At 60.2% G+C, this 25,905-nt stretch carries 26 protein-coding genes and 1 other RNA gene; 4 read left to right on the top strand and 23 right to left on the bottom strand.

All coding sequences use genetic code 11. From position 1 onward, the window contains the following. Positions 1-12 precede the first annotated feature (12 nt). The 16 genes from ftsA to rsmI all read right to left on the bottom strand — a co-directional run bounded on the left by ftsA (position 13) and on the right by rsmI (position 17,106). The gene (gene ftsA / locus GGI48_RS21185) at positions 13-1,272 is read right to left on the bottom strand and encodes a cell division protein FtsA (RefSeq protein ID WP_011063306.1); all 1,260 of its coding nucleotides are present in this window, start codon (positions 1,270-1,272) and stop codon (positions 13-15) included. Positions 1,273-1,286: 14 nt separating this feature from the next. Next, positions 1,287-2,153 (bottom strand): cell division protein FtsQ/DivIB, encoded by an 867-nt coding sequence (locus tag GGI48_RS21180; protein ID WP_016966667.1) that lies wholly within the window; start codon positions 2,151-2,153, stop codon positions 1,287-1,289. 4 nt (positions 2,154-2,157) lie between these two features. After that, positions 2,158-3,114 carry a D-alanine--D-alanine ligase gene (locus GGI48_RS21175; protein ID WP_047306011.1) on the bottom strand — a complete coding sequence of 319 codons (957 nt, stop codon included), beginning with the start codon at positions 3,112-3,114 and terminating at the stop codon, positions 2,158-2,160. Continuing rightward, the gene (gene murC / locus GGI48_RS21170) at positions 3,111-4,568 is read right to left on the bottom strand and encodes a UDP-N-acetylmuramate--L-alanine ligase (RefSeq protein WP_179599909.1); all 1,458 of its coding nucleotides are present in this window, start codon (positions 4,566-4,568) and stop codon (positions 3,111-3,113) included. Before murC ends, GGI48_RS21175 begins: the two co-directional genes overlap by 4 nt. After that, on the bottom strand, positions 4,561-5,631 hold the full coding sequence (murG, locus tag GGI48_RS21165; protein ID WP_179599907.1) for an undecaprenyldiphospho-muramoylpentapeptide beta-N-acetylglucosaminyltransferase: 1,071 nt from the start codon (positions 5,629-5,631) through the stop codon (positions 4,561-4,563). Before murG ends, murC begins: the two co-directional genes overlap by 8 nt. Next, entirely contained in the window at positions 5,621-6,838 is a 1,218-nt protein-coding gene (gene ftsW / locus GGI48_RS21160; RefSeq protein ID WP_016966663.1) for a putative lipid II flippase FtsW, read from the bottom strand. Before ftsW ends, murG begins: the two co-directional genes overlap by 11 nt. Continuing rightward, on the bottom strand, positions 6,835-8,181 hold the full coding sequence (gene murD / locus GGI48_RS21155; protein ID WP_016966662.1) for a UDP-N-acetylmuramoyl-L-alanine--D-glutamate ligase: 1,347 nt from the start codon (positions 8,179-8,181) through the stop codon (positions 6,835-6,837). The genes ftsW and murD overlap by 4 nt, the downstream gene beginning before the upstream one ends. A 5-nt stretch (positions 8,182-8,186) precedes the next feature. After that, complete coding sequence (gene mraY, locus GGI48_RS21150; protein ID WP_016966661.1) at positions 8,187-9,269, bottom strand: phospho-N-acetylmuramoyl-pentapeptide-transferase; 1,083 nt, start codon at positions 9,267-9,269, stop codon at positions 8,187-8,189. Then, positions 9,269-10,636, bottom strand: a complete 1,368-nt coding sequence (gene murF, locus GGI48_RS21145; RefSeq protein ID WP_016966660.1) for a UDP-N-acetylmuramoyl-tripeptide--D-alanyl-D-alanine ligase — start codon at positions 10,634-10,636, stop codon at positions 9,269-9,271. The genes mraY and murF overlap by 1 nt, the downstream gene beginning before the upstream one ends. Beyond that, a complete protein-coding gene (locus GGI48_RS21140; protein WP_179599905.1) occupies positions 10,629-12,092 on the bottom strand; it encodes a UDP-N-acetylmuramoyl-L-alanyl-D-glutamate--2,6-diaminopimelate ligase in 1,464 nt (487 codons plus the stop codon). The genes murF and GGI48_RS21140 overlap by 8 nt, the downstream gene beginning before the upstream one ends. Continuing rightward, positions 12,092-13,831, bottom strand: a complete 1,740-nt coding sequence (locus GGI48_RS21135) for a peptidoglycan D,D-transpeptidase FtsI family protein (RefSeq protein ID WP_016966658.1) — start codon at positions 13,829-13,831, stop codon at positions 12,092-12,094. The genes GGI48_RS21140 and GGI48_RS21135 overlap by 1 nt, the downstream gene beginning before the upstream one ends. After that, complete coding sequence (gene ftsL / locus GGI48_RS21130; protein ID WP_016966657.1) at positions 13,828-14,121, bottom strand: cell division protein FtsL; 294 nt, start codon at positions 14,119-14,121, stop codon at positions 13,828-13,830. The genes GGI48_RS21135 and ftsL overlap by 4 nt, the downstream gene beginning before the upstream one ends. Continuing rightward, a complete protein-coding gene (rsmH, locus tag GGI48_RS21125) occupies positions 14,118-15,065 on the bottom strand; it encodes a 16S rRNA (cytosine(1402)-N(4))-methyltransferase RsmH (protein ID WP_016966656.1) in 948 nt (315 codons plus the stop codon). The genes ftsL and rsmH overlap by 4 nt, the downstream gene beginning before the upstream one ends. After that, complete coding sequence (gene mraZ / locus GGI48_RS21120; RefSeq protein WP_011063319.1) at positions 15,062-15,517, bottom strand: division/cell wall cluster transcriptional repressor MraZ; 456 nt, start codon at positions 15,515-15,517, stop codon at positions 15,062-15,064. Before mraZ ends, rsmH begins: the two co-directional genes overlap by 4 nt. Positions 15,518-15,825: 308 nt before the next feature. Then, an RNA gene (gene rnpB, locus GGI48_RS21115) (RNase P RNA component class A) lies at positions 15,826-16,179 on the bottom strand. A 72-nt stretch (positions 16,180-16,251) separates the two neighbouring features. Then, positions 16,252-17,106, bottom strand: coding sequence for a 16S rRNA (cytidine(1402)-2'-O)-methyltransferase (gene rsmI / locus GGI48_RS21110; protein WP_179602078.1), 855 nt, complete (start codon positions 17,104-17,106; stop codon positions 16,252-16,254). A gap of 237 nt (positions 17,107-17,343) precedes the next feature. Between rsmI and GGI48_RS21105 the strand changes: the two genes are divergently transcribed. The 4 genes from GGI48_RS21105 (at position 17,344) to GGI48_RS21090 (ending at position 20,802) form a co-directional block, all read left to right on the top strand. After that, entirely contained in the window at positions 17,344-19,158 is a 1,815-nt protein-coding gene (locus GGI48_RS21105; RefSeq protein ID WP_179599903.1) for a penicillin-binding protein activator, read from the top strand. Then, positions 19,158-19,529: a YraN family protein gene (locus GGI48_RS21100; RefSeq protein WP_060844575.1), complete on the top strand. Its 372-nt coding sequence runs from the start codon at positions 19,158-19,160 to the stop codon at positions 19,527-19,529. The genes GGI48_RS21105 and GGI48_RS21100 overlap by 1 nt, the downstream gene beginning before the upstream one ends. Before the next feature lie 104 nt (positions 19,530-19,633). Further along, positions 19,634-20,227, top strand: a complete 594-nt coding sequence (locus GGI48_RS21095; RefSeq protein ID WP_007928463.1) for a phosphoheptose isomerase — start codon at positions 19,634-19,636, stop codon at positions 20,225-20,227. Continuing rightward, the gene (locus tag GGI48_RS21090) at positions 20,224-20,802 is read left to right on the top strand and encodes a BON domain-containing protein (protein ID WP_016966669.1); all 579 of its coding nucleotides are present in this window, start codon (positions 20,224-20,226) and stop codon (positions 20,800-20,802) included. The genes GGI48_RS21095 and GGI48_RS21090 overlap by 4 nt, the downstream gene beginning before the upstream one ends. A 53-nt stretch (positions 20,803-20,855) precedes the next feature. Here GGI48_RS21090 and GGI48_RS21085 read toward each other — a convergent pair whose 3' ends face one another. The 7 genes from GGI48_RS21085 to rplM form a co-directional block, all read right to left on the bottom strand. Further along, positions 20,856-21,269 carry a ClpXP protease specificity-enhancing factor gene (locus tag GGI48_RS21085; RefSeq protein ID WP_016966670.1) on the bottom strand — a complete coding sequence of 138 codons (414 nt, stop codon included), beginning with the start codon at positions 21,267-21,269 and terminating at the stop codon, positions 20,856-20,858. Between the two features lie 16 nt (positions 21,270-21,285). After that, a complete protein-coding gene (locus GGI48_RS21080; protein ID WP_103740510.1) occupies positions 21,286-21,903 on the bottom strand; it encodes a glutathione S-transferase N-terminal domain-containing protein in 618 nt (205 codons plus the stop codon). Between the two features lie 151 nt (positions 21,904-22,054). Further along, positions 22,055-22,834 carry a cytochrome c1 gene (locus GGI48_RS21075; protein ID WP_179599901.1) on the bottom strand — a complete coding sequence of 260 codons (780 nt, stop codon included), beginning with the start codon at positions 22,832-22,834 and terminating at the stop codon, positions 22,055-22,057. Next, positions 22,834-24,045, bottom strand: coding sequence for a cytochrome b (locus GGI48_RS21070; RefSeq protein WP_016966673.1), 1,212 nt, complete (start codon positions 24,043-24,045; stop codon positions 22,834-22,836). The genes GGI48_RS21075 and GGI48_RS21070 overlap by 1 nt, the downstream gene beginning before the upstream one ends. Beyond that, positions 24,045-24,638, bottom strand: a complete 594-nt coding sequence (gene petA, locus GGI48_RS21065) for a ubiquinol-cytochrome c reductase iron-sulfur subunit (protein WP_047306018.1) — start codon at positions 24,636-24,638, stop codon at positions 24,045-24,047. Before petA ends, GGI48_RS21070 begins: the two co-directional genes overlap by 1 nt. 253 nt (positions 24,639-24,891) lie before the next feature. Then, on the bottom strand, positions 24,892-25,284 hold the full coding sequence (gene rpsI, locus GGI48_RS21060; RefSeq protein WP_003228056.1) for a 30S ribosomal protein S9: 393 nt from the start codon (positions 25,282-25,284) through the stop codon (positions 24,892-24,894). Between the two features lie 14 nt (positions 25,285-25,298). Beyond that, positions 25,299-25,727 carry a 50S ribosomal protein L13 gene (gene rplM / locus GGI48_RS21055; protein ID WP_007928449.1) on the bottom strand — a complete coding sequence of 143 codons (429 nt, stop codon included), beginning with the start codon at positions 25,725-25,727 and terminating at the stop codon, positions 25,299-25,301. Positions 25,728-25,905 lie beyond the last annotated feature (178 nt).

The raw sequence follows: 25,905 nt of genomic DNA, 5'->3' as shown, positions 1-25,905 counted from the left end.
TGCGGTAAATCTTTAGAAGTTGCCCTGGACCCAGCTCTTGATGCGGTCCAGCAAAGCAGCCTTGGGTTCGTCGCTGCTGTAGCTGTCGCGGCTGCCGATGCCGGAGAACGAGATGCCGTCGGACTGCTTTTGCAGCCCGTACAGCAGCAAGCCGACACCGGTGGAATAGATCGGGTTACGCACCACGTCGGACAGGCCCTTGACACTGTGGGGCACGCCCAGGCGAACCGGCATGTGGAAAATTTCCTCGGCCAGTTCCACCGCGCCTTCCATCTTCGACGTGCCACCGGTGAGCACGATGCCCGCCGGGATCAGGTCTTCGTAGCCGCTGCGACGCAGCTCGGCCTGGATCAGGGTGAACAGTTCGTCGTAACGCGGTTCGACCACCTCGGCCAAGGCCTGGCGCGAAAGCTCGCGTGGTGGGCGGTCGCCAACGCTTGGCACCTTGATGGTTTCGCCGGCACCGGCCAGCTTGGCCAGGGCGCAGGCGTAACGGATCTTGATCTCTTCGGCGTACTGAGTTGGCGTACGCAAGGCCATGGCGATGTCGTTGGTCACCTGGTCGCCGGCAATCGGGATCACCGCGGTGTGACGGATCGCGCCTTCGGTGAAGATCGCCATGTCGGTGGTGCCGCCGCCGATGTCCACCAGGCACACGCCCAGCTCTTTCTCGTCGTCGGTGAGTACCGAGTAGGCCGAGGCCAGTTGCTCAAGGATGATGTCGTCGATTTCCAGGCCGCAGCGACGCACGCACTTCTCGATGTTCTGCGCGGCATTCACCGCGCAGGTCACCACGTGCACCTTGGCTTCCAGACGCACGCCGGACATGCCCAGGGGCTCACGCACGCCTTCCTGGTTATCGATCACGTAATCCTGCGGCAGGGTGTGCAGGACCCGCTGGTCAGCCGGGATCGCCACGGCCTGGGCCGCATCCAGTACCCGCTCCAGGTCCGCCGAGCTGACTTCACGGTCGCGGATCGCCACGATGCCGTGGGAGTTCAGGCTACGGATGTGATTGCCCGCCACGCCGACGAACGCCGAGTGGATACGGCAGCCCGCCATCAGTTGCGCCTCTTCCACCGCGCGCTGGATCGACTGCACGGTGGACTCGATATTCACCACCACGCCCTTCTTCAGTCCGCGGGAAGGATGGGTGCCGATGCCGACGATTTCCAGCGAGCCATCGGCCGCGACTTCGCCCACCAGCGCCACCACCTTGGAGGTGCCGATATCCAGGCCGACGATCATTTTGCCGCTTTGCACATTTGCCATGGTCCTGCCTCTTCTTAATTCTTCGCGACGGCAGGTTGCGCCGTCGTGGGTGCCGCCGGATCGCGCCAGCCCACGGCCAGGCCGTTGGCGTAGCGCAGATCGATGCGCGCGATGTTCGTGATCTGTTCTTTCAGCGTTTTTTCATAAATGGCAATGAAGCGGCGCATCTTCTCCACCAGATGATCGCGACCCAGGAGCAACTCGATACCGGGACCGGCACTGCCGGCGCCGGTGGTCAGGAACCAACTGCCACGCTCGCGCAGCTCCAGACGGGCGATCGAAAAGCCCAGCGGCCGCAGCATCTGGCTCAACACCTGATACTGCTGCATCACTTGCTGCTGGGCCCGCTGCGGCCCGAACAACTGCGGCAAGTGTTCGTAGTTCGCCAGCTCACGTGGAGTGAAGGCCTGGCCCTGGTTGTTCAACAGTGCCTCGTCGCCCCAACGGGCTACCGGCAGTTGCTCTTCCAGGCGAATCACAACCTGGTCCGGCCACACCCGACGTACTTCGGCGTGGGCGATCCAGGGCATCTGTTCCAGCTCGGTGCGCATGCTCGCCAGGTCGATGGTGAAGAAGCTCGCCGCGACATAGGGCGCGATCCGCTGCTGCACCGCCTGCTGGCTGATGTAGCTCAAGTCCCCCTGCACCGCGATCTTGGTGATCGGCCGGTCGGCGTATGGCAGCAAACGCTGGGCACCTTCATAGGTGCCAAACCCCAGCGCCACCAGCAGCACCGGCCAGAACAGGCTTTTCAGAAAGCCAAAGTTGGCTTTCGGCAGGCGCACCGACATCGGCTCTTTGGCCACCATCCGGCTGGCACCCCGCGGCACCGGCTTGCGGCCGGGTGCGGGTTGCTGATGACGAAGCGACGCGCCTTGCATGGACTTAACCTCTCGCCTCAAGACTGGCCGCCAGGATGGCCAGGACCAACTGCTGGAAATCCAGACCGGCCGCACGGGCGGCCATCGGCACCAGACTGTGGTCGGTCATCCCGGGAGCGGTGTTCACTTCCAGGAACCAGAACTGCCCCTGGGCATCCTGCATCACATCGGCACGCGCCCAACCGGCAATACCGAGTGCCTCACAGGCTTTCGCCGTGAGGTCCATCAGTTCCTGTTCCTTGGTGCTATCGAGGCCGCACGGAATCCGGTACTGGGTATCGGAAGCCAGGTACTTGGCGTCGTAGTCGTAAAACGTGTGGGGAGTGCCCAGGGCGATCGGTGGCAGCACCTGGCCACGCAGGGTTGCGATGGTGAACTCCGGACCCTGGATCCATTGCTCGACCAACACTTGCGAATCGTAGGTACTGGCCGCCTTCCATGCGTCGATCAACTCGGGCGCGGAAGTCACCTTAGCCATACCGATACTGGAGCCTTCATGAGCCGGTTTGACGATCAAAGGCAGGCCCAGTTCCGCCACTGCGGAAATACAGTCGGCTTCCGAACTCAGCACCGCATGGCGTGGCGTCGGAATACCCAGGCTGTGCCAGACCTGCTTGGTGCGCAGCTTGTCCATGGCCAGGGCCGAAGCCAGGATGCCACTGCCGGTATAAGGAATGCCCAGGCACTCCAGCAGACCTTGCATGCTGCCGTCTTCACCGCCACGGCCGTGAAGGATGATGAAGGCACGATCGATCTTCTCGCTCAGGAGACGCTGCAGCAGGTCATCACCGACGTCGATACCGAAAGCGTTCACGCCTGCGCTCTGCAAGGCTTCAAGCACAGCCTTGCCGGATTTCAGCGAAACCTCGCGCTCGGCACTCTTGCCGCCATACAGCACGGCAACGCGGCCGAAATCGCTCGGTTTCACGGTGGAGAACAACTTGGTGTAGGCAGCCGTCATTTCGACACTCCCTTGCCAGCGGCCACAGCCCCGGCGAACAGCGGGCTGTTGAGCAGTTTTGGCGCCAGACCGCCGATATCACCGGCGCCTTGGCACAGCAGAATGTCACCGGCACGCAGCAGTGGCTTGACGATGGGCGCCAGGTCCACACCACGTTCGATATAGATCGGGTCCAACTGGCCACGCTGACGGATGCTGTGGCACAGCTGGCGACTGTCCGCGCCGGGGATCGGTTCTTCACCGGCCGGGTAGACCTCCATCAACAGCAAGACGTTGGCATCGGCCAGCACCTGCACGAAATCGTCGTACAGATCGCGGGTACGGCTGAAGCGATGTGGCTGGTAGACCATCACCAGACGGCGCTCCGGCCAACCACCACGCACGGCCTTGATCACCGCGGCAACCTCGGTCGGGTGGTGACCGTAGTCGTCCACCAGCATGACGTTGCCGCCTTCCACCGGCAGCTCGCCGTAGACCTGGAAGCGCCGGCCCACACCCTGGAAGCCTGACAGGCCCTGGACAATGGCTTCGTCGCTGATGCCTTCGTCGGTGGCGATACAGATGGTCGCCAGGGAGTTCAGCACGTTGTGGTTGCCCGGCATGTTTACCGACACGTCCAGCGGCTCGCGGTCACGACGCAGCACGGTGAAGAAGGTCTGCATGCCTTGCTGGCGTACATTGATGGCCCGCACGTCGGCTTCTTCGCTGAAGCCGTAGGTCACGGTCGGACGCTTCACCAGCGGCAGGATATCGCGCACCACCGGATCGTCCAGGCACATCACCGCCAAACCGTAGAACGGCAGGTTGTGCAGGAAGTCGACGAAGGTCTTCTTCAGTTTGTTGAAGTCGCCGTCGTAGGTCGCCATATGGTCGGCGTCGATATTGGTGACCACGGCCACCAGCGGCTGCAGATGCAGGAAGCTGGCATCGCTTTCGTCGGCTTCGGCAATCAGGTAACGACTGGTGCCCAGCTGTGCATTGGTGCCTGCGGCATTGAGCCGGCCACCGATGACGAAGGTCGGGTCCAGACCGCCGGCGGCGAACACCGAAGCCAGCAAGCTGGTGGTGGTGGTCTTGCCGTGGGTGCCGGCCACGGCAACGCCGTGACGGTAGCGCATCAGCTCAGCGAGCATCTCCGCCCGCGGCACCACCGGAATACGCCGTTCCAGAGCGGTGGCGACTTCCGGGTTGGAGGTGTTCACGGCGCTGGAAACCACCAGCACATCGGCGTTGGCGGCGTTCTCGGCGCGGTGGCCGATAAAAATCTGTGCGCCAAAGGATTCCAGGCGCTCGGTGACCGGCGACGCCTTGAGATCGGAACCCGAGACTTGGTAACCCAGGTTGAGCAGCACTTCGGCGATCCCGCACATGCCCACGCCACCGATGCCGACGAAGTGGATACGGCGGATGCGACGCATTTCCGGCTGCGGCATGGCTTTCTGGTTCTCAACCATGGGCCACCTCCAGGCAGATATTCACCACATCCAGGGTGGCATCGGGTTTGGCCAGGCGGCGTGCGGCCTGGGCCATGTTGTCGAGTCGTTCTGGTTGCATCAAAACCTCTGTCAGGCGAGCGGCAAGGTCCGCTGCACCAGTCGTTCTTTGCGGCATCAGGAAAGCGGCGCCTTCACGAGCCAAATATTCGGCGTTGCGGGTCTGGTGATCGTCGATCGCATGGGGCAGCGGCACCAGCATCGAGGGCAGACCGGCGGCGGCCAGTTCGCTGACGGTCAGCGCGCCTGCGCGACAGACCACCAGGTCGGCCCAGCCATAGGCTTGGGCCATGTCTTTGATAAAGGGCTGCACTTGCGCGTCGACGCCGGCGGCGCGATAGCGCTCTGCAGTGACTTCATCGTGGTTTTTACCGGCCTGGTGGAACACCTCCGGGCGCAGCTCGGGGGCGACCTGTGCCAGGGCTTCCGGCAATAACTTGTTCAACGGCTCTGCCCCCAGGCTTCCGCCGAGGATCAGCAAACGCGCCTTGCGTCCGGCCAGGGCCTCGCGCGGTGTTTCGAGGAACAGTTCGGTGCGTACCGGATTGCCCGTGGTGCGGCGGCTGCCGGAGGCCCCGAAGGTGTCCGGGAAAGCTTCGCAGACTCGCGCGGCCAACGGCACCAGCAGCCGATTGGCGGTACCGGCAACCGCGTTCTGTTCGTGAACGATGACCGGCACTCCGGACAACTTGGCGGCAACTCCGCCAGGGCCGGTCACATAACCACCAAAACCCAACACGCAGACCGGATTGAGCTGGCGAATGATCCGCCGCGCCTGAAGCACCGCCTTGATCAGGACGAACGGCGCCTTGAGCAGGGACAGCTTGCCCTTGCCCCGCAAGCCGGTGACGTTGATCAGGTGCAGCGGCAGGCCCGCAGCCGGAACCAGCTCGTTCTCGATTCCCCGCGGGGTGCCCAGCCAGTGCACGCTGTAGCCACGGGCCTGGAACTCGCGGGCACAAGCCAGCGCCGGGAACACGTGGCCACCGGTGCCGCCGGCCATGATCAGCACGTTAGCGCCCATGGAGCGGCTCCTCGGCAAAGTCACTTTCACTGAACTCCATCTCTTCGCTGCCCAGGTGAGTCCTGCTCTCCCACTCGATGCGCAGCAACAAGCCGAGACAGGCGCAGCAGATCACCAACGAACTGCCGCCATAACTGAGAAACGGCAGGGTCAGACCCTTGGTCGGCAACAGGCCGACGTTCACGCCGATATTGATCAGGAACTGGCCGATCCACAGGAACGACAGGCCATAGGCCACGTAAGCGGCAAAAAACTGCTTGGCCTTCTCGGCCCACAGACCGATGTACATACCGCGAATACAGACGAATACGAACAGCGCCACCGTGCACAGGGAACCCACGGCGCCCAGCTCTTCGGCCAGGACCGAGAACACGAAGTCGGTGTGGGCTTCCGGCAGGTAGAACTGTTTCTGCACACTGTTGCCCAGGCCGACACCCAGCCACTCACCGCGACCAAAAGCGATCAGCGCCTGGGACAATTGATAACCGGCACCGAACTGGTCGGCCCAAGGGTCGGCAAAGTTGGTCAGACGCGCCATCCGATAGGGTTGCATCTGAATCAGCAGGACCACCGCCGCCACAGCCAGGACCACCATCAGGGAAAAACGGAACAGTCCGACACCGCCCAGGAACAGCATGGCCGCAGCGGCTCCCATCATGACCACAGTGGCGCCGAAGTCCGGCTCCATCAGCAACAGCCCGGCCATCGGCAACAGCACGATGAACGGCTTGAAGAAGCCCATCCAGCTTTCACGCACTTCCTTCTGCCGTCGCACCAGGTAGCCGGCGAGGTAGATCACCACAAAGACCTTGGCGATTTCCGAAGGCTGGACGTTGAAGAAGCTGAAGCCGATCCAGCGCATCGAACCGTTCACTTCGCGACCGATCCCCGGGATGATCACCATCACCAGCAGGCCGAACGCGCCGATCAGCATCATCCAGCCCAGGCGCTGCCAGGTAGCGATTGGAATCATCATGGTGACGATGCAGGCACCCAGCCCCAGCACGATGTAGATCAGGTGGCGAATCATGTAGTACAGGGCACTGCCCGACTGCGCCGCCGCCACTTCGGTGGAGGCCGAGGCAATCATCACCAGCCCCAGCCCCAGCAGGGTCAGGCAGCCGGCGAGCATCGGAAAGTCGAGGTCGATGCCACGCCCGGTAATCAACGGAGACGGATAGGGCTTGATGATGTTTCTCAGGTTCATGCCAGCTCCTCCACGACACGGACGAACTGCTGACCACGGTCTTCGTAATTCTTGAACATGTCGAAACTGGCGCAGGCGGGCGACAACAGCACCACGTCGCCAGGCTGTGCAGCGGCGCGGCATTGCGCTACCGCCTCGACCAGCGAACTGGCGCGAATCAGCGGCACGGCATCACCGATAGCGGCGCCGATCTTGTCGGAGTCGCGGCCCATCAGGATCACGGCGCGGCAGTTGGCCGCCACCGGATCACGCAGGTCCTTGAACTCGGCGCCCTTGCCGTCCCCGCCGGCAATCAGCACGATCTTGCCGTCGATGTCGGCGCCCAGGCCTTCGATGGCGGCCAATGCGGCACCCACGTTGGTGGCCTTGGAGTCGTTGTAATAACCCACGCCGTCCACATCCCGTACCCACTGGCAACGGTGTTCAAGGCCGGCGAAAGCGCGCAGGGCCGACAGCATGGCGTCGAACGGCAAGCCAACCGCATGCCCCAGGGCCAAGGCCGCGAGGGCGTTGGACTGGTTGTGGGCACCGCGGATCTTCAGTTCGCGCACCGGCAGCAGATTCTGGAATTCGAAGGCCAGGTACTTCTCGCCATTCTCTTCCCGCAGGCCGAAGCCCTTGAAGTCCGGCTTGCCCAGGCCGAAGCTCCAGCACGGCAGGTTCTCGCTCAGCAGCGGTCGGGTCAGGGCGTCCTGACGATTGACCACCACTTGCCGCGCGCCCCGGAAGATCCGGTGCTTGGCCAGGTGATAGGCCGGCAGGCCGCTGTAGCGGTCCATATGGTCTTCGCTGATGTTCAGCACAGTGGCCACTTCGGCGCCCAGCTGATCGGTGGTTTCCAGCTGGAAGCTGGACAGCTCCATCACGTACAGCTCGACGTCGTCGCTGAGCAGGTCCAGGGCCGGAGTACCCAGGTTGCCGCCCACAGCAACACGTTTGCCTGCCGCAGCAGCCATCTCGCCCACCAGAGTGGTCACGGTGCTTTTCGCGTTGGAGCCGCTGATGGCCACGATCGGCGCCTTCGCGTTACGCGCGAACAGCTCGATGTCGCCGGACAATTTCACGCCACGGGCAGCCGCGGCCTGCAGGGCCGGAGTCGCCAGGGCCAGACCGGGGCTCACGTAGAGCTCGTCGGCGCGGCACAGGAAATCGACATCCAGCTCGCCACAACGCACTTCCACCTGGGGATAGTCACGACGCAACGTGGCCAGCTCAGGTGGATTTTCCCGCGTATCGGCCACCGCAAAAGCAACGCCCCGGCGCGCCAGAAAGCGAACCAGGGACATGCCGCTCTTGCCGAGGCCGACAACGATGCGGAAGTGGTCAGAAGCGATCAGAGACACTCGTTCTACCTCAGCTTCAGGGTGGCAAGGCCGATCAACACGAGGATCACGGTGATGATCCAGAAACGGACGATCACGCGAGGCTCGGGCCAGCCCTTGAGTTCAAAGTGGTGGTGGATCGGTGCCATGCGAAATACCCGGCGACCGGTCAATTTGAAGGAGGCAACCTGGATCACCACCGACAGGGTCTCCATCACGAACACGCCGCCCATGATGAACAGGACGATTTCCTGACGGACGATCACCGCAATGGTGCCCAGGGCCGCGCCCAGCGCCAGTGCGCCGACGTCGCCCATGAAGACTTGTGCCGGATAGGTGTTGAACCACAGGAAGCCCAGGCCGGCACCGATCAGCGCGCCGCAGAAGACAATCAGTTCCCCCGCACCCGGCACATAGGGAATCAGCAGGTATTCGGCGAACTTCACGTTACCCGACAGGTAGCAGAAGATCCCCAGCGCGCCACCGACCATCACGGTCGGCATGATCGCCAGGCCGTCGAGGCCGTCGGTCAGGTTGACGGCGTTACTCGAACCGACGATGACGAAGTAGGTCAGGACCACGAAACCGACACCCAAAGGAATGCTCACATCCTTGAGCATCGGGATCAGCAGGGTGGTTTCCACCGGGCTCTGGGCGGTCATATAAAGGAAGATCGCAGCACCAAGACCGAACACCGATTGCCAGAAATACTTCCAGCGACTAGGCAGGCCACGGGAGTTCTTCTCGATCACCTTGCGGTAGTCATCCACCCAGCCGATGGCGCCAAACGCCAGGGTCACCACCAGCACCACCCACACATAGTGGTTGCGCAGGTCGGCCCAGAGCAGGGTGCTGATGCCGATCGCGGAAAGGATCAGCGCGCCACCCATGGTCGGTGTACCCGATTTGGACAGGTGGGACTGTGGGCCGTCGTTACGCACGGCCTGGCCAATCTGCCGGTTTTGCAGAGTACGGATCATCCACGGACCCAGGCACAGCGCCAAAGACAGCGCAGTCAGTACCCCGAGAATCCCGCGCAGGGTCAGGTACTGAAAGACCGCGAAGCCTTTGTAGAACTGTTGCAGGTACTCCGCTAGCAGCAGCAGCATCAATGTTTCTCCGTACTGGAACCGCACAAAGCCGCGACGATGTTTTCCATCACCGCGCTGCGCGATCCCTTGATCAAAATGGTGGTATTGGGGTCTTGCTCGACGTTCAGGGCGGCAATCAGGTCAGCCTGGCTGGCGAAGTGACGCGCATGCTCGCCAAAGGCGGCGACGGCATGCGCCATCATCGGGCCTACGGCGTAGAGGGCCGAAACCTTGCCAGCGGCATATGCACCTACTTCGCGGTGCCCCTGCTCCGCCCACTCGCCCAACTCGCCGATGTCTCCGAGCACCAGGACGGTGCGGCCGGAAAAGCCGGCGAGTATATCAACGGCGGCACACATTGAGGTGGGGTTCGCGTTGTAAGTGTCATCGATCACCCGCATGCCATTCTTGGCCAGCTGGGCGACGGTACGGCCCTTGACCGGTTGCACTGCATTCAAGCCAGTGGCAATGCCGAACAACGACACACCCATGGCATGGGCGGCCGCAGCGGCGGCCAGGGCGTTGGCCACGTTATGGGTGCCCAACAGGTTCAATTGCACCGTCTCCACGCCCTTGGGGCTATGCAATTTGAAGGACGGGCAGCCTCGGGCATCGCGTCCTATATCAGAGGCATGGAAATCCGCAGCGCTATTGTTCAGGGCAAAGCTCAGAACTTGTCGCCCGGCAGCGCGAGCCTTCCAGATCGAAAATGCCTTGTCATCCAGGTTGAGGACAGCGATCCCGGTGCTATCAAGTCCCTCGAGAATTTCGCCCTTGGCCTCGACAATCTTCTCCGGACCACCGAACTCACCGACGTGAGCAGTACCGGCATTGTTGATAATCGCCACATGGGGACGAGTCATCGCCACGGTGTAGGCGATTTCACCAATACGTGACGCGCCAAGCTCGATCACCGCGGCGCTGTGCTCGGGAGCCAGTTCCAGCAGGGTAAGGGGGGCACCCAGGTCATTATTGAGATTGCCTCGGGTGGCCAACACCGGACCACGAGTGCGCAGGATGCTGGCCAGCATTTCCTTGACCGTCGTCTTGCCGCTGGAACCGGTCACCGCGGCCACCGGCCGGGTAAAGGCACCACGATTCAGAGCACCCAGTTGTCCCAGCGCCAGGCGCGTGTCCTTGACCAGCAACTGCGGCAGGGTGCTGTCGGGAACTTCACGCTCGACCAACGCGGCTACCGCGCCCTTGGCGGCAACTTCATTCAAGTAGTCGTGGCCGTCGAAACGCGGGCCGGTCAAGGCCACGAACAGTTGCCCGGCCTGAATGGCCCGGCTATCAATACTGACGCCATTAAAACGCGCGTCGCCCGCGATCAAGCGGGCGTCCAGCGGGGCCATGACTTCACTGAGCTGCAGGGGTTTAAGCATGTGCCACCTCCCATGCGGTCAGAGCCTTGTCGGCTTCGGCAAGATCGGAGAAATCATGGCGCTGGCCATTGATCTCCTGATAATCCTCATGCCCCTTGCCCGCTAGCAGCACCACATCGTCTGCGGCAGCGTCAGCGATCAGACGGGCGATGGCCAGGCCGCGACCGGGGACAAAGTCGACCTTGTCCACAGCGCTAAAGCCGACACGGATGTCATCGAAGATCTGTGCCGGGTCTTCGCTGCGCGGATTGTCATCAGTGACCAACACGCCGTCGGCCAGGCGCTCGACCACTTCGGCCATCAACGGACGCTTGCCGCGGTCGCGGTCGCCCCCACAGCCGAACAGGCACAGCAGGCGACCCTTGGCGTGAGGACGCAGGGCCAGCAGTACTTTTTCCAGGGCATCCGGGGTATGGGCGTAATCCACCACCACCAACGGTTGGTTGCCTCCGCCCAGGCGCTGCATGCGTCCGACGGGGCCTTCCAGCTTGGGCAACACGGCGAGGATTTCATCCAGGGCATACTCCAGGCCCAGCAAAGCGCCGACCGCGGCCAGCACATTGCTCAGGTTGAAGCGCCCGAGCAGCGAGCTGCGCAGGTGGTGTTCACCCTGTGGAGTCACCAGTGTTGCGCGCACGCCGTCATCGTCAAAGTTCGCTTCACGGCAGTACAGATAAGCAGAGGCATCCTCAAGGCTATAGGTAATCAACCGCGATTCGTGCTTGTCGGCAGCCAGTTGCCGGCCGAACTCGTCGTCGAGATTGATCACCCGGCAACGCAGGTCGGTCCAATTGAACAGCTTGGCCTTGGCTGCGCCATAGGCCTGCATGGTTCCGTGATAGTCCAGATGATCTCGGGACAGATTGGTCAGCACTGCTACATCGAACGCCAGGGCTGCCACACGTCCTTGATCCAGGCCATGGGACGAGACTTCCATCGCCACGGCTTTGGCACCGGCATTCTTCAGGTCAGCCAGGGTTGCCTGCACGGCGATAGGGTTCGGCGTGGTGTGCAAACCGCTTTCCAGCGCGCCGTAGAATCCTGTGCCCAAGGTGCCCACCAGGCCGCAACGCTGGCCCAGCAGGTCCAGCGCCTGAGCCACCAACTGGGTGACGCTGGTCTTGCCGTTGGTACCGGTCACGCCCACCAGGTTCAACTGGCGGCTCGGATCACCGTAAAAACGTCCGGCAATGTCCGACAGCTGCGCTGCCAGGCCCTTGACCGGAATCAGCGGCACATCGGTCAGCGGCAAAACGGTTGCCCCTTCTGCCTCATAGGCCACAGCCGCAGCACCGCGCTGCAAGGCATCGGCAATGTGCGCCCGGCCATCGAACTTGGCGCCGGGCACGGCCAGAAACAGATCACCAGCGCGCACGTTGCGGCTGTCCAGGGTCAGCTCACGGATCAGCAGATCGCGACCAGCGTGGGCAAAAATCTTGTTCAGGCTAAGAGGCATTAGCCGCGCCCTCCATTGGCTCGTACTGGGGTGACAGGAGCCGCGTTGGCCTGTTGTGTGGTCGGCAGGTTATCCGGAGTGATGTTCATCAAACGCAGGGTGCCGGACATCACTTTGCTGAACACCGGTGCCGATACCAGACCACCGAAGTAGCCGGCCTTGCTCGGTTCGTCGATCACCACCACGATGGCGTAGCGCGGATCGCTCATCGGGCCAAAGCCGGCAAACAGCGAGCGATAGGAGTTCTCGGCGTAGCCCTTGGTGCCCACCGAAGTCTTGCGCGCAGTACCACTCTTGCCGGCCACGTGATAAGCCGGGACCTGGGCACGGAACACACCACGCGGCGCCTCGATCACCTGCTGCAGCATGCCCTGCATGGTTTTGGCGACGTTTTCCGGAATCACCTGGGTGGTTTGCGGCGCTTTGTCGGATTTGATCAGGGTCAGGGGAGCAATACGCCCATTGTTGGCCAATGCGGAGAACGCATGGACCAACTGGATCGCCGTCACGGAAATACCGTAGCCATAGGACAGAGTCGCGGTCTCGGCCTTGCGCCATTCCCGGTAGTTGGGCAGGTTGCCGACCCGCTCACCAGGAAAGCCCAGCCCAGTGTCCTGACCCAGACCGATTTTCTGCGCCAGGCGGAAAATAGTCTCGCCGCCAATGTCGAAGGCGATCTTGCTCATGCCCACGTTACTGGAATTGATCAGAATCCCGGTCAGGTCGAGTACCGGCCCTTCGGTCTTGGATACGTCACGAATGGTGTACTTGCCCAACTGCAGGGTGCCCGGATAAACCTCGACGGTATCGCTGGGCTTCCAGCGCCCGGTTTCCAGCGCCGCGCTCATGGAGATCGCCTTCATGGTCGAGCCGGGCTCGAACACGTCGATCATCGCGCGATTGCGCATCATTGCCGGCTGCAGGTTGCGACGGTTGTTCGGGTTATAGGTCGGCTGGTTGACCATGGCGAGGATCTCGCCCGTCTTCACGTCCATGATCACCAGGCTGCCGGCCTTGGCACCGTTCTCGACGATGGCATTGCGCAACTCACGGTTGGCCAGATACTGCAGGCGCAGGTCAATCGACAACGCCAAGGGCTTGCCGGCCTTGGCGTTCTTGGTGACCTGGACGTCCTTGATCAATCTGCCGCGCCGGTCCTTGATCACCTGGCGCTTGCCAGGAACACCTGCGAGCCATTCGTCATAGGCCAGCTCGACGCCTTCGCGACCACGATCGTCAATGTCGGTGAAGCCCACCATGTGCGCAGTCACTTCGCCGGCGGGATAGAAACGGCGGAACTCCTCGATGCCATAGACACCCGGCACCTTGAGGTCGAGCACAGCCTGTCCCTGCTCCGGAGTGAGCCCCCGGACCAGGTAGATGAATTCTTTATTGGCCTGGGCTTCGAGACGCTCGGCCAGCGCCTTGGGGTCCTGACCGAGGGCCATGGCCAATGCTGGCCAACGATCCTTGGCCACCTGCATTTCCTTGGCGTTGGCCCACAGGGTAGTCACTGGCGTACTCACCGCCAGAGGCTCGCCATTGCGATCGGTGATCAGGCCACGGTGCGCAGGAATAGGGATATGACGAACGCTGCGGGCGTCGCCCTGCCCTTTAAGGAAGTCACGATCGACCACCTGCAGATCGATGATGCGCCAGCCAATCGCCGACACCATGACCGCCAGCAAGCCCAGCACCACGCGAAAACGCCAGGGATAGAGCGCGCCTTCAAGCTTCATGGCGCCACCATTCGAACTTCGGCCGCACCCGGGATGTGCATCTTCAACTGTTCGGTGGCCAGTACTTCAATCCGGCTATGCGCGGTCCAGGTGCTTTGCTCAAGGATCAGCCGGCCCCATTCAGCCTGGGCCTTGTCGCGCACGCTCAGCTCGCCGTACAGCGTATTGAGCAGCAAACGGTTCCAGTGGGCGCTATAGGAAACCGCGATCGCGGACACCAGCACCCCTACGAATAGCAGCAGCATGAAAAAGCTTCCGCCTGGAAGCGGCTTGGCGAAGAGCTTGCTCACCGAAGCTTCTCCGCAACACGCATGACGGCACTACGAGCACGCGGGTTGGCCTTGAGTTCGGCCTCGGAGGCGAACTGCGCTTTGCCATGGACCTTGATTTTCGGCACGAAGGCTTCGAAACGTACCGGCAGGTTACGCGGCAGATTGTCAGACTCGCCTTTTACCAGACGACGCATGAACAATTTGACGATGCGATCTTCCAGGGAATGGAAACTGATGACCACCAGACGGCCACCGACTTCCAGGGCGTCCAGCGCGGCTTCCAGGCCCGCCTCCAGATCGCCCAGCTCGTTGTTCACATGAATGCGCAAGCCCTGGAAAGCGCGGGTCGCCGGATTCTTGCCCTTTTCCCAGGCCGGGTTGGCGACCTTGAGCACTTCAGCCAGGTCGGCAGTGCGTTCGAAAGGCTGGATCTCACGACGCTCGACCACTGCCCGCGCCATACGACCGGAGAAGCGCTCTTCGCCGTACTCCTTGAATACGCGGGCAATTTCCTCCACTGGCGCGGTGGCGATGAACTCAGCGGCGCTGATGCCGCGAGTCGGGTCCATACGCATGTCAAGGGGGCCGTCATTGAGAAAACTGAAGCCACGCTCAGGATCGTCCAGTTGAGGTGACGACACGCCCAAATCGAGCAGTACGCCACTGACTTTTCCGGCCAGTCCGCGCTCGGCGACTTCCGAACCCAGCTCGGCAAAACTGCGCTGCACAACGACAAAGCGGCCGTCTTCGGCCGCTAGCGCTTGCCCGGTGGCAATCGCTTGGGGGTCTTTGTCGAATCCGAGGAGCCGGCCCTGAGCGCCGAGCTTGCTGAGAATCAGCCGGCTATGCCCGCCACGACCAAAGGTGCCATCCAGATAGCAGCCATCAGGCCGCACGGCGAGAGCCTCGACGGCTTCGTCAAGCAGCACGGTGATGTGGTTAAAGCCGCTATCAATAGTCACAGGATCAAATCACGCAGTTCATCAGGCATGGCGCCCGGTTGTTGAATAGCCGCCAGGTCCGCTGCGGAAACAGCATTCCAGGCATCCTCGTCCCACAGTTGGAACTTGTTCAGTTGGCCCACCAACATTGCGCGTTTATCCAACTTGGCATATTCACGCAGGCGCGGCGGTACCAGAAAACGACCACTGCCATCGAGCTCAAGATCGACGGCATTACCAATCAGCAAACGCTGCAAACGACGGTTCTCTTCGCGTAGCGAAGGCAGTGCGCGCAGTTTGGTTTCTATCAGCTCCCACTCGTCGAGAGGGTAAACACACAAACAAGGATCAACAGCATCGATAGTGACGATTAACTGCCCAGAACTTCGCGAAACGAGCTCGTCACGATACCGGCTCGGCATGGCGAGACGGCCTTTTGCATCGAGACTGATAGCGTTGGCTCCGCGAAACACGTCAGCGTTTCTCCAAATTTTAGCGTTTTGCGCTCATAAAACCCACTTCATGCCACTTTCCGCCACTTGCGCACACTATAGGAATGCGCCCACACCACCGTCAAGGCGCGCGGCGACGGAAAAGCCTTATAGAACGGAGATTTAGGACACTAAGAGGAGAGGTAACGAGAATTCGAGGGGCATTCCAGAGCATCAACTTCAAACAGCTCAATAAGCTGCACAACGAAGTTAAAGTGATTTATTAAGAGTAAGATTTTTTCGGTATTACAAAAACGCTTCTGCTATTGATTCAAGCAGGGAGGGAAAAGGTGGAGAGTCGATCTGTAAGCCGGGTTCTGTCGAGGACAGTCATTCCTCTACGATGGCCATCACTGGACATCTTTAGCAACCTACCCGGTTCCAGCGCGGGCCACGCCTTGGAACCCTATTTGGTCTTGCTCCGAGTGGGGTTTACCTAGCCACGAACTGTTACCAGACGTGCGGTGCGCTCTTACCGCACCTTTTCACCCTTACCGGCACCGAAGTGCTTAGGCGGTTATTTTCTGTGGCACTTTCCGTAGGCTCACGCCCCCCAGGCATTACCTGGCACTCCGCCCTATGGAGCCCGGACTTTCCTCCCCCCTCTAATTTTCATAGAGGGCAGCGACTGTCCAATCGACTCTCCGCCGCGCAGGTTAACGGCAGAGCGGCCCGAGAACAAGCGCTAAAAGCCATTGGCCACCCAGGCGTGCCATTTATTGCTCTTTCTGCTTATTCAAGGCGACCTGATACAACACGTTCTTGCGCTCACCAGTGATCTCGGCCGCCAGCGCCGCCGCCCTCTTGAGAGGAATTTCCTTGAGTAACAGATCAAGCACGCGCATCGACTCACTGCTGATCGCCTCATCACCTTCCGGCGCCGTCCATCCCGCAACCAGCACGACGCACTCGCCACGCTGCTGATTGCTGTCGGACTCAACGAACTGGCGCAACTCAGAAAGCGGCAAGCCCTTGAGAGTCTCGAAAGTCTTGGTCAGCTCCCGAGCCAGCAACGCAGGCCGATCGCCACCAAATATCGCCTCCATATCCTGCAGACACTCAAGAATCCGATGCGGAGCCTCATAGAAAATCAACGTACGCGGCTCTTCCTTGACCGACTCCAGGCGCCCACGACGCCCAACCGCCTTGGCCGGTAGAAAACCTTCGAAGATGAACCGGTCCGATGGCAGGCCGGCCGCCGACAATGCAGCGACCAAAGCACAGGCTCCCGGCACAGGAACCACATTGATACCTGCTGCTCGCGCCTGACGCACCAAGTGATAACCCGGATCGGAAATCAGCGGCGTGCCCGCATCGGAGATCAACGCAACATCATCTCCGGCGAGTAAACGGGTGATGAAACGACTGCCCTCGTCACGCTCATTGTGCTCATGACAAGCCGCCAGGGGCGTAGCAATGCCGAAGTGCTGCATCAGGCGCTGAGAGTGCCGGGTATCCTCGGCTGCAATGAGCGACACCTCACGCAACAACTTCAGAGCCCGGGCGCTGATATCGTCCAGGTTACCGATGGGCGTCGCCACCACATAAAGCGAGCCAGCAGCGGAATTCAAAGGACCCGGAACAGTCAAAGCGCACACCTCTTGATCGGCAAAAGCGCCATTGTAGCGCGTTGAAGCCCTCTCAATAGGCCCGACAATCGCTCAATACTCCGATCCTTTGCAGGCTTTTGTGCCGCTCAGCAACATTTGCACCAGCAAATTGGACGGTTTATCACCAGTAACATCGCGCCCCAGCCAGCGCTTGGGTACAATTCCACGCTCATTTGATCGAGTATCAGGAACACTTACATGATCGCTTGCCTGCGGCTGTTTCTCGCCCTCTGCCTGGCTACCCTTTTGGTGGCTTGCGCCAGCTCGCCCTCCTCCAGCCTTGGCGAACTTCCACGGACACCGGATGCCAGCATCGAGCAATTGCTCGAACAGGCCGCCACCAGCAAAAGCCCGGACAAAGCCGCCCTGCTGCGTCTGAGCGCGGCGGATATGGCGTATCGCCAAGGCAACGCCGGACGCGCCGGACAGATTCTGCAGCAAGTACCGCTGGATCAGCTCAAACCTGCCCAGCAAATCTTCGCCAGCACACTGTCCGCAGAGCTGGCCATGGTACGCAACCAGCCAAAATCGGCTTTGACCGCCCTAAGCCATCCAAGCCTGCAGCACCTGAGCGAGCTGCCCGCCCCCCAGCAGATTCGTACCGGCACTGTTCATGCTCGCGCCCTTGAGGCCGACGGCCAGACATTGGCGGCCGCCAAGGAACGCATCTTTATTGCCCCCTTGCTCAAGGACGACGCCGCAGCAAAGAACCACGAGGCCATTTGGGCGCTGATCGCCGCCCTACCGACCGACCAACTGCAGCCTGTGGGCAATGACGATCTGGCCGGATGGCTGAGCCTGGCCCTGGCAGTCAAGAGCGCCGGAACCCTGGAGCAACAACAGGCCGCCATTGATCAGTGGCGCGCGCAGAATCCAAAACACCCTGCCGCCCTCCAATTGCCGCAACCGCTGATCAAACTCAAAGAGCTGGCCAGCCAACCCGTGTCGAAAATCGCCCTGCTGCTGCCACAGGACGGCCCGCTGGCCTCCGTAGCCAAAGCCCTGCGCGAAGGCTTCATGGCGGCTCACTATCAAGCCCAGCAAGCCGGACAGAAACCACCCAGCATCGAGTTCTACGACAGCTCGCGCCTGAGCTCTCTGGATGATTTCTATCGCAAGGCCCAAGCCGCCGGCGTGCAGCTGGTAGTCGGCCCACTGGAAAAACCCCTGGTCAAACAGCTGGCCGCGCGCCCGCAACTGCCGATTACCACCCTGGCACTGAATTACAGCGAGGGCGGTGAACAGGGCCCCGCGCAGTTGTTCCAGTTTGGCCTGGCAGCCGAAGACGAAGCCCGTGAAGTTTCTCGTCGCGCCCGCGCCGACGGCCTGCACCGCGCCGCCGCGCTGGTGCCCAAGGGTGAGTGGGGCGATCGCGTACTCAAGGCCTTCCGCCAGGATTGGGAAGCCAACGGTGGCAGCATGATTGGCATCGAACGCATCGATCAGCCCGTCGCCCTGGCACAGCAGATTGCCGACTTGTTCCAACTGCGCCAAAGCGAGGGTCGCGCCAAGAGCCTGCAAAGCACCGTAGGCACTCAAGTCGCCGCGCAACCAGCACGCCGCCAGGACATCGAGTTCATTTTCCTTGCTGCAACGCCACAGCAGGCACAACAGATCAAGCCGACCCTGAACTTCCAGTACGCCGGCGATGTTCCGGTGTACGCCACCTCCAACGTATTCAGCGCCAGCGGTGATCAGAACCAATACAACGACATGAACGGGGTAATGTTCTGCGAGACGCCCTGGCTGCTGGACGCCAACGGCCTTCTGCGGCGCCAGGTCACGGCACAATGGCCACAAGCCGGAGGCAGCCTAGGTCGCCTGTACGCCATGGGCGTCGATGCCTATCGTCTTGCACCACGCCTGGGCCAGCTCAAGGCCCTGCCTGACAGCCGGATCGAAGGTGAGTCCGGCAGCCTGGGCATGGCCACAGGCCAGCGCATCGAGCGCCAGTTGCCATGGGCCAAGTTCGTCAACGGCCAGGTCACCCGCCTGCCCGATACGCCGCGCTGATGCTCCAAGGATCACGCCAGCAAAGCGGAAGAGATGCCGAAAGCCAAGCGCTCAGGCATCTCCAACAGCAAGGGCTGCGCCTGCTGGCGCAGAACTGGCTGTGCAAACGCGGCGAGCTTGATCTGGTCATGCTCGACGGCGATACAGTAGTATTCGTCGAAGTCCGCTACAGACAACACACGCAATGGGGTGGCGCTCTGGGCAGTATTGATGGGCGCAAGCGTCAGAAACTCATTCTTGCCGCGCAGATTTTTCTGCAAAAAGAATCACGCTGGTCCAACCACCCCTGCCGTTTCGATGTGGTCGCCATTGACGGCGCCCCAGGTGCAGAAGCCCGCCTGAACTGGCTGCGCAATGCCTTTGACAGCTGAAAGAAGCCATCAGGCAGCACCCATTTTCACTCAACTTTTTTGCTCTTTGCTTTGCGGGCTGCACATTCACGTGCCACCAAGCCGCGCTACTTAAGGTCACACAGATGGACATGCAATCCCGAATTCGCCAGCTTTTTCAGGCCAGTATCGACACCAAGCAACAGGCGATGGACGTACTTGCACCGCACATCGAGCAAGCCAGCCAAGTCATGGTCAACGCCCTGCTCAATGAGGGCAAAATGCTCTCCTGTGGCAACGGCGGTTCCGCGGGCGACGCCCAGCACTTTTCCTCCGAACTGCTGAACCGCTTCGAACGTGAACGCCCCAGCCTGCCAGCCATCGCCCTGACCACCGATAGCTCGACCATCACTTCGATCGCCAACGACTACAGCTATAACGAAGTCTTTTCCAAGCAGATCCGCGCCCTAGGACAACCCGGGGACGTATTGCTGGCGATTTCCACCAGCGGCAACTCGGCCAACATTATTCAAGCCATCCAGGCCGCACATGATCGAGAAATGATTGTCGTAGCATTGACCGGTCGCGATGGTGGAGGCATGGCTTCCCTGCTTTTGCCTGAAGATGTTGAAATTCGTGTACCGGCCAACGTCACCGCACGTATTCAAGAAGTCCACCTGCTGGCGATCCATTGCCTTTGCGACTTGATCGACAGCCAATTGTTCGGGAGTGAAGAATGACCCCTAATCGCCTTGGCCTCCTGGCCTTGACCTTGTGCCTCGGCATCACTGGTTGCAGCTCGGTGATTACCGCCACCCGCGACAAACCCATTGATGATGATCGTGGCACTCGCACCTTTGGCAGCAAGATCGACGACTCACTGATTGAAACCAAAGTCGCCGTCAACGTTGCCAAGGCCAACCCGGACCTGGAAAACAACTCGCACATCGTCGTCACCAGCTTCAACGGCATTGTCCTGCTGGCAGGCCAGACACCGCGCCCCGACCTCAAGGCAGCAGCCGAACAGGCTGCCAGCGAAGTGCAGCGAGTCAAGAAGGTACATAACGAACTGCAAGTACTGCCGCCCTCCGGCTTTCTGGCACGGCAGAACGATGGCTGGCTGACCACCAAGATCAAGACTCAGATGCTGACTGACGCCAGCATTCCCGGATCGCGGATCAAGGTTGTCACCGAGAATGGCATCGTCTACCTGCTGGGCCTGCTGACCCAACAGGAAGCCGCACAAGCCACCAGTCTGGTGCAGGGCGTCTCCGGCGTGCAAAAAATCGTCAAGCTGTTCGAATACATCGACTGACACAGCACTGCGTCAGGCACAAAAAAGGCGATCCATCCGGATCGCCTTTTTTATTACTTGACCACTTTCAAGCTGGGCCGACCGCTGGGGCGCGGCGGCTCACTGTCCGGTGGCGGCAAATCGTCATCCGGCTCGAGGTCATCCTCTTCATCCAGAGGCGATTCCAGATCAAAAACCATGCCTTGACCATTCTCACGCGCATAGATTCCGAGGATCGCCGATACCGGCACGTGCAAGCTATGGGGCACACCGCCGAAGCGCCCTTCAAAGGTCACGGCGTCGTTATCCATATGCAGATGACGTACGGCACTGGGAGAAATATTCAGGACAATTTGCCCATCACTGGCAAAACCCTGAGGCACCTGCACGGCCGGATAGTCGGAATTGACCAGCAGATGGGGGGTGCAATCGTTGTCCACAATCCACTCATAGAGCGCGCGGACCAAATAAGGTCGACTGGAGTTCATAGCGGCTCCTTAAGCCTCAGCGCATATCACGTTCGACACCAGACAGACTCGCCTGGAAAGCCTCGCGTGCAAATTGGCGGTCCATATAATCAAGCAGCGGCTTGGCCTGCCGCGGCAATTCGATACCCAGGATTGGCAATCTCCAGAGTATGGGCAGTAGGCAGCAGTCCACCAGACTTTGTTCCTCACTGAGGAAAAATGGCTTGTCAGCGAACAGCGGAGACACTCCGGTCAGGCTTTCCCGCAATTCCTTACGCGCCTGCACCCGCGCCGCCTCCTTGGTCCGCGAATCCAGAATCAGGTCCACTTGCCCACACCAGTCACGCTGGATTCGGTGCATCAGCAAACGGCTGTTGGCACGCGCCACAGGGTAAACCGGCAACAGCGGCGGATGAGGATAACGCTCATCCAGGTACTCCATTACCACTGTCGATTCCCACAACGCCAGGTCACGATCAACCAGCGTTGGCAAGCTCCCGTAAGGATTCACTTCGATCAGCTTCGGCGGCTGACGTCCCGCCTCCACACTGATGATCTCGGCGCTGACACCCTTCTCCGCGAGCACAATGCGCACCCGGTGGGAATAGTGGTCGGCGGGGTCGGAGTAACAGGCCAACCGATTGGTCACGCCCATGGCGATCCTCCTCGCTTGTTGAAATTATCGGAAGCAGAAAAAACGAGCGCGCCCTCAGGGCGCCTCTGGTAACCCCCGAATGATACAGGGTTGTTACTGTTCAGAGACGCCCTTGGGCGCGCACGCTCAACAACTGATGCTTAAAACGTTATTAATGCACATCCTTCCAGTATTCGCGCTTGAGCAGATAGGCGAACACGAAGAAGAAGGCCAGATACAAGAGCACATAAGTGCCGATGCGCTGGTGTTGCAGTTTGACCGGGTTGGACGAGTAGGCAAGGAAAGTCACCAGATTCTTGACCTTCTCGTCGAACTGAGCCTCATTGAGGGTTCCGGTACCCTCTTTGATTGTCAGTTGATCGCACGCCTCGTGAGTCAGGGGCGTACCAGTCAGCGGATCGTATTGTTTCTTACCATCCTCAACGATCTGCACCTGCTTGCAACCGACAACCTGACGCCCTTGCAGGCCGACCAGGACGTTAGGCATACCAACGTTCGGGAAGACCTTGTTGTTCACACCCCAGGGGCGTGCAGGATCTTCATAGAAGGACTTGAGGTAGCCATAAAGCCAGTCAGTGCCACGAACACGAGCCACCAGGGTCAGATCTGGCGGCGCAGCGCCAAACCAGGTCTTGGCATCCGCAGGCTGCATGCCGATGTTCATGTGGTCACCGATCTTGGCACCGGTGAAGACCAGCTTGCTCAACATCAGGTCATGAGGAATACCCAAGTCATCGGCCACTCGCTCATAACGCTGGAACTTGGCGCTGTGGCAGCCCATGCAGTAGTTGGCGAAAGTACGCGCGCCGTCTTGCAGGGCAACCTTGTCGGACAGGTCGATATCAACCTTCTCCAATTCAGGACCCGCGGTATTCGCGAAAGACAACACAGGCATAGCAGCAAGAATCAGTACAGCAAATAGCTTTTTCATCAGCCAGTCACCCTTTCCGGAACCGGTTTGGTCTTCTCGAGCCTGGTGTAGAACGGCATCAGAATGAAGTAGGCGAAGTACAGGAAGGTACATACCTGCGACAGCAGCGTACGGCCCGGAGTTGGTGCCAAGACACCCAGCACACCCAGGATCACGAACGAGATGCAGAACACCAGCAGCCAGATCTTGCTCAGCCAGCCCTTGTAACGCATGGACTTGACCGGGCTACGGTCGAGCCAAGGCAGTACGAACAGGACCGCAATTGCAGCGCCCATGGCGATAACACCCAAGAGCTTGTCCGGCACCGCACGCAGGATCGCGTAGAACGGCGTGAAGTACCAAACTGGGGCAATGTGCTCGGGGGTCTTGAACGGGTTGGCTTGCTCGAAGTTCGGCTTCTCAAGGAAGTAACCGCCCATTTCCGGGAAGAAGAACACGATCGAGCAGAAGATGAACAGGAACACCACTACGCCGACAATGTCTTTCACGGTGTAGTAAGGGTGGAAAGGAATGCCATCCAGCGGGATGCCGTTCTCGTCCTTGTTCTTCTTGATATCGACGCCATCCGGGTTGTTCGAACCCACTTCGTGCAACGCCAGGATGTGCAGCACCACCAGACCAAGAATCACGATCGGCAGAGCCACTACGTGGAGGGCGAAGAAGCGGTTCAGGGTAATCCCGGAAATCAGGTAGTCACCACGGATCCACTGGGTCAGGTCGTCACCAATCACGGGGATCGCACCGAACAGCGAGATGATCACCTGGGCACCCCAGTAGGACATCTGCCCCCAAGGCAACAGGTAGCCCATGAAGGCTTCAGCCATCAGCGCCAGGTAGATCAGCATGCCGAACAGCCACACCAGCTCACGAGGCTTCTGGTAGGAACCGTAGAGCAAGCCACGGAACATGTGCAGATAGACCACGATGAAGAACGCCGAAGCGCCGGTGGAGTGAAGCAGACGCAAGATCGCGCCGTACTCTACGTCGCGCATGATGTATTCAACAGAAGCGAAAGCCTCTTCTGCCGAAGGGGTGTAGCTCATGGTCAGCCAGACACCGGTAACGATCTGGTTGACCAGAACCAGCAGCGCCAGGGAGCCAAAGAAATAGAAGAAGTTGAAGTTCTTCGGAGCGTAATACTTGCTGAGATGGTCTTCCCACATCTTGGTCGCGGGGAAGCGCGCATCAACCCAATCCATGAACTTGCTCATCACGCTTTCTCCGTGTCGACGCCAATGACGATGATGTCATCCGACTCATAGGAATGCGGGGGTACTGGCAGGTTCAGGGGCGCAGGCTGCGCCTTGTAGACGCGACCAGCCAGATCGTAGTGGGAGCCGTGGCAAGGGCAGAAATAGCCACCTACCCAGTCCTTGCCCAGATCGGCGGGCGCCACTTCAGGACGGAAGGTCGGAGAACAACCCAGGTGGGTGCAGATCCCGATCAGCAGCAGAATCTCTGGCTTGATCGAACGCACTTCCGGATCGACGTAGGTTGGTTGTACCGAGTTCTTGGAGTCAGGGTCAGACAGCTGGCCCTCGATCTTTTTAAGATTCCCCAGGATTTCCTCTGTACGGCGGACGATGAACACCGGCTGACCACGCCACTCAGCAATCATCTGCTGACCTGGATCGATCTTGCTGATATTCACTTTCACCGGTGCACCTGCGGCTTTCGCCTTGGCACTGGGAAACCATGACCCCACGAACGGGACCGCAGCCCCCACCGCTCCTGCAGCACCCACCACGGATGTGGCTGCTACTAAGAAGCGACGCCGGCCTGCATTCACGCCGTCATTGCTCATTCAGTCCTCTCCCATCAGCTTTGTGGCCTGTTAAATCAGGCATCTACTAAGTAAAAATCTGAACTTATAAAAATTTTGCCGAATGGTAATGAAAAGCCCCTATTCTGACAAGGTAATTACCGAGCCAAGCCAGCCCGAAGCCTTGTAGTATAGGGCCTCCGTGGATGTGGCAAGTTGTCACAGCGCAAATTTCAGACAATAAAAAACGCCCAGCTCCGCAAGGAGACTGGGCGTTTTTGAACGCAGTAGCGAATTAACGCTTGGAGTATTGCGGACGCTTACGCGCTTTACGCAGACCCACTTTCTTACGTTCAACTTCACGTGCGTCACGGGTTACGAAACCGGCTTTACGCAGAGCGCTGCGCAGAGTTTCGTCGTAATCCATCAGAGCGCGAGTGATACCGTGGCGGATCGCGCCAGCTTGACCACTTACACCGCCGCCGATAACGGTAACGTAGATATCGAACTTCTCAACAGTCTCGGTCAGCTCCAGCGGCTGACGAACTACCATGCGGGCAGTTTCGCGACCGAAGAAGTTATCCAGGGAGCGGTTGTTGATCGAGATGTTGCCAGTGCCCGGACGCAGGAAAACGCGTGCGGTTGCAGTCTTGCGACGGCCAGTGCCGTAATTTTGAGTCGCCGACATAATGAACTATTCCGTTAAATCTTCAGTTCTTGGGGCTGCTGAGCAGTATGAGGGTGAGCAGCGCCCGCATAGACTTTCAGCTTACGGTACATGTCGCGACCCAGCGGGTTCTTAGGCAGCATGCCTTTTACCGCGGTCTCGATCACGCGCTCAGGGGCCTTGGCGATCAGCTTTTCAAAGTTGATCGACTTGATGCCGCCCGGGAAACCGGAGTGGGAGTAGTACATTTTGTCAGTGGTTTTAGCGCCAGTAACACGTACCTGCTCGGCATTGATAACGACGATGTAGTCGCCGGTGTCAACGTGAGGAGTGTACTCAGGCTTGTGCTTGCCACGCAGACGGCTCGCGATTTCGGTGGCCAGACGACCCAGGGTCTGACCAGCAGCGTCGACGACGAACCAGTCGCGCTTTACTGTTTCCGGTTTAGCAGTAAAAGTTTTCATTCTTTATAGCCTCAGGGGCCGCCCAGCAAAATAGACGGCGGATCTTACTGAATAGTGCGTACTTTGACAAGGTCAAAGGCAGCCGGACACAGACGCTATCGGGGGCTCGGGTCAGCGCGTCTGAGATACGGCAAGATTCTTCGGCAGGCGGCGCATCACTTCCACTGCAGAAAGAGCT

The organism is Pseudomonas protegens (genome assembly GCF_013407925.2).
Lineage (GTDB): Bacteria > Pseudomonadota > Gammaproteobacteria > Pseudomonadales > Pseudomonadaceae > Aquipseudomonas > Aquipseudomonas fluorescens_AP.
This window is presented reverse-complemented; position numbering and strand designations above follow the sequence as displayed.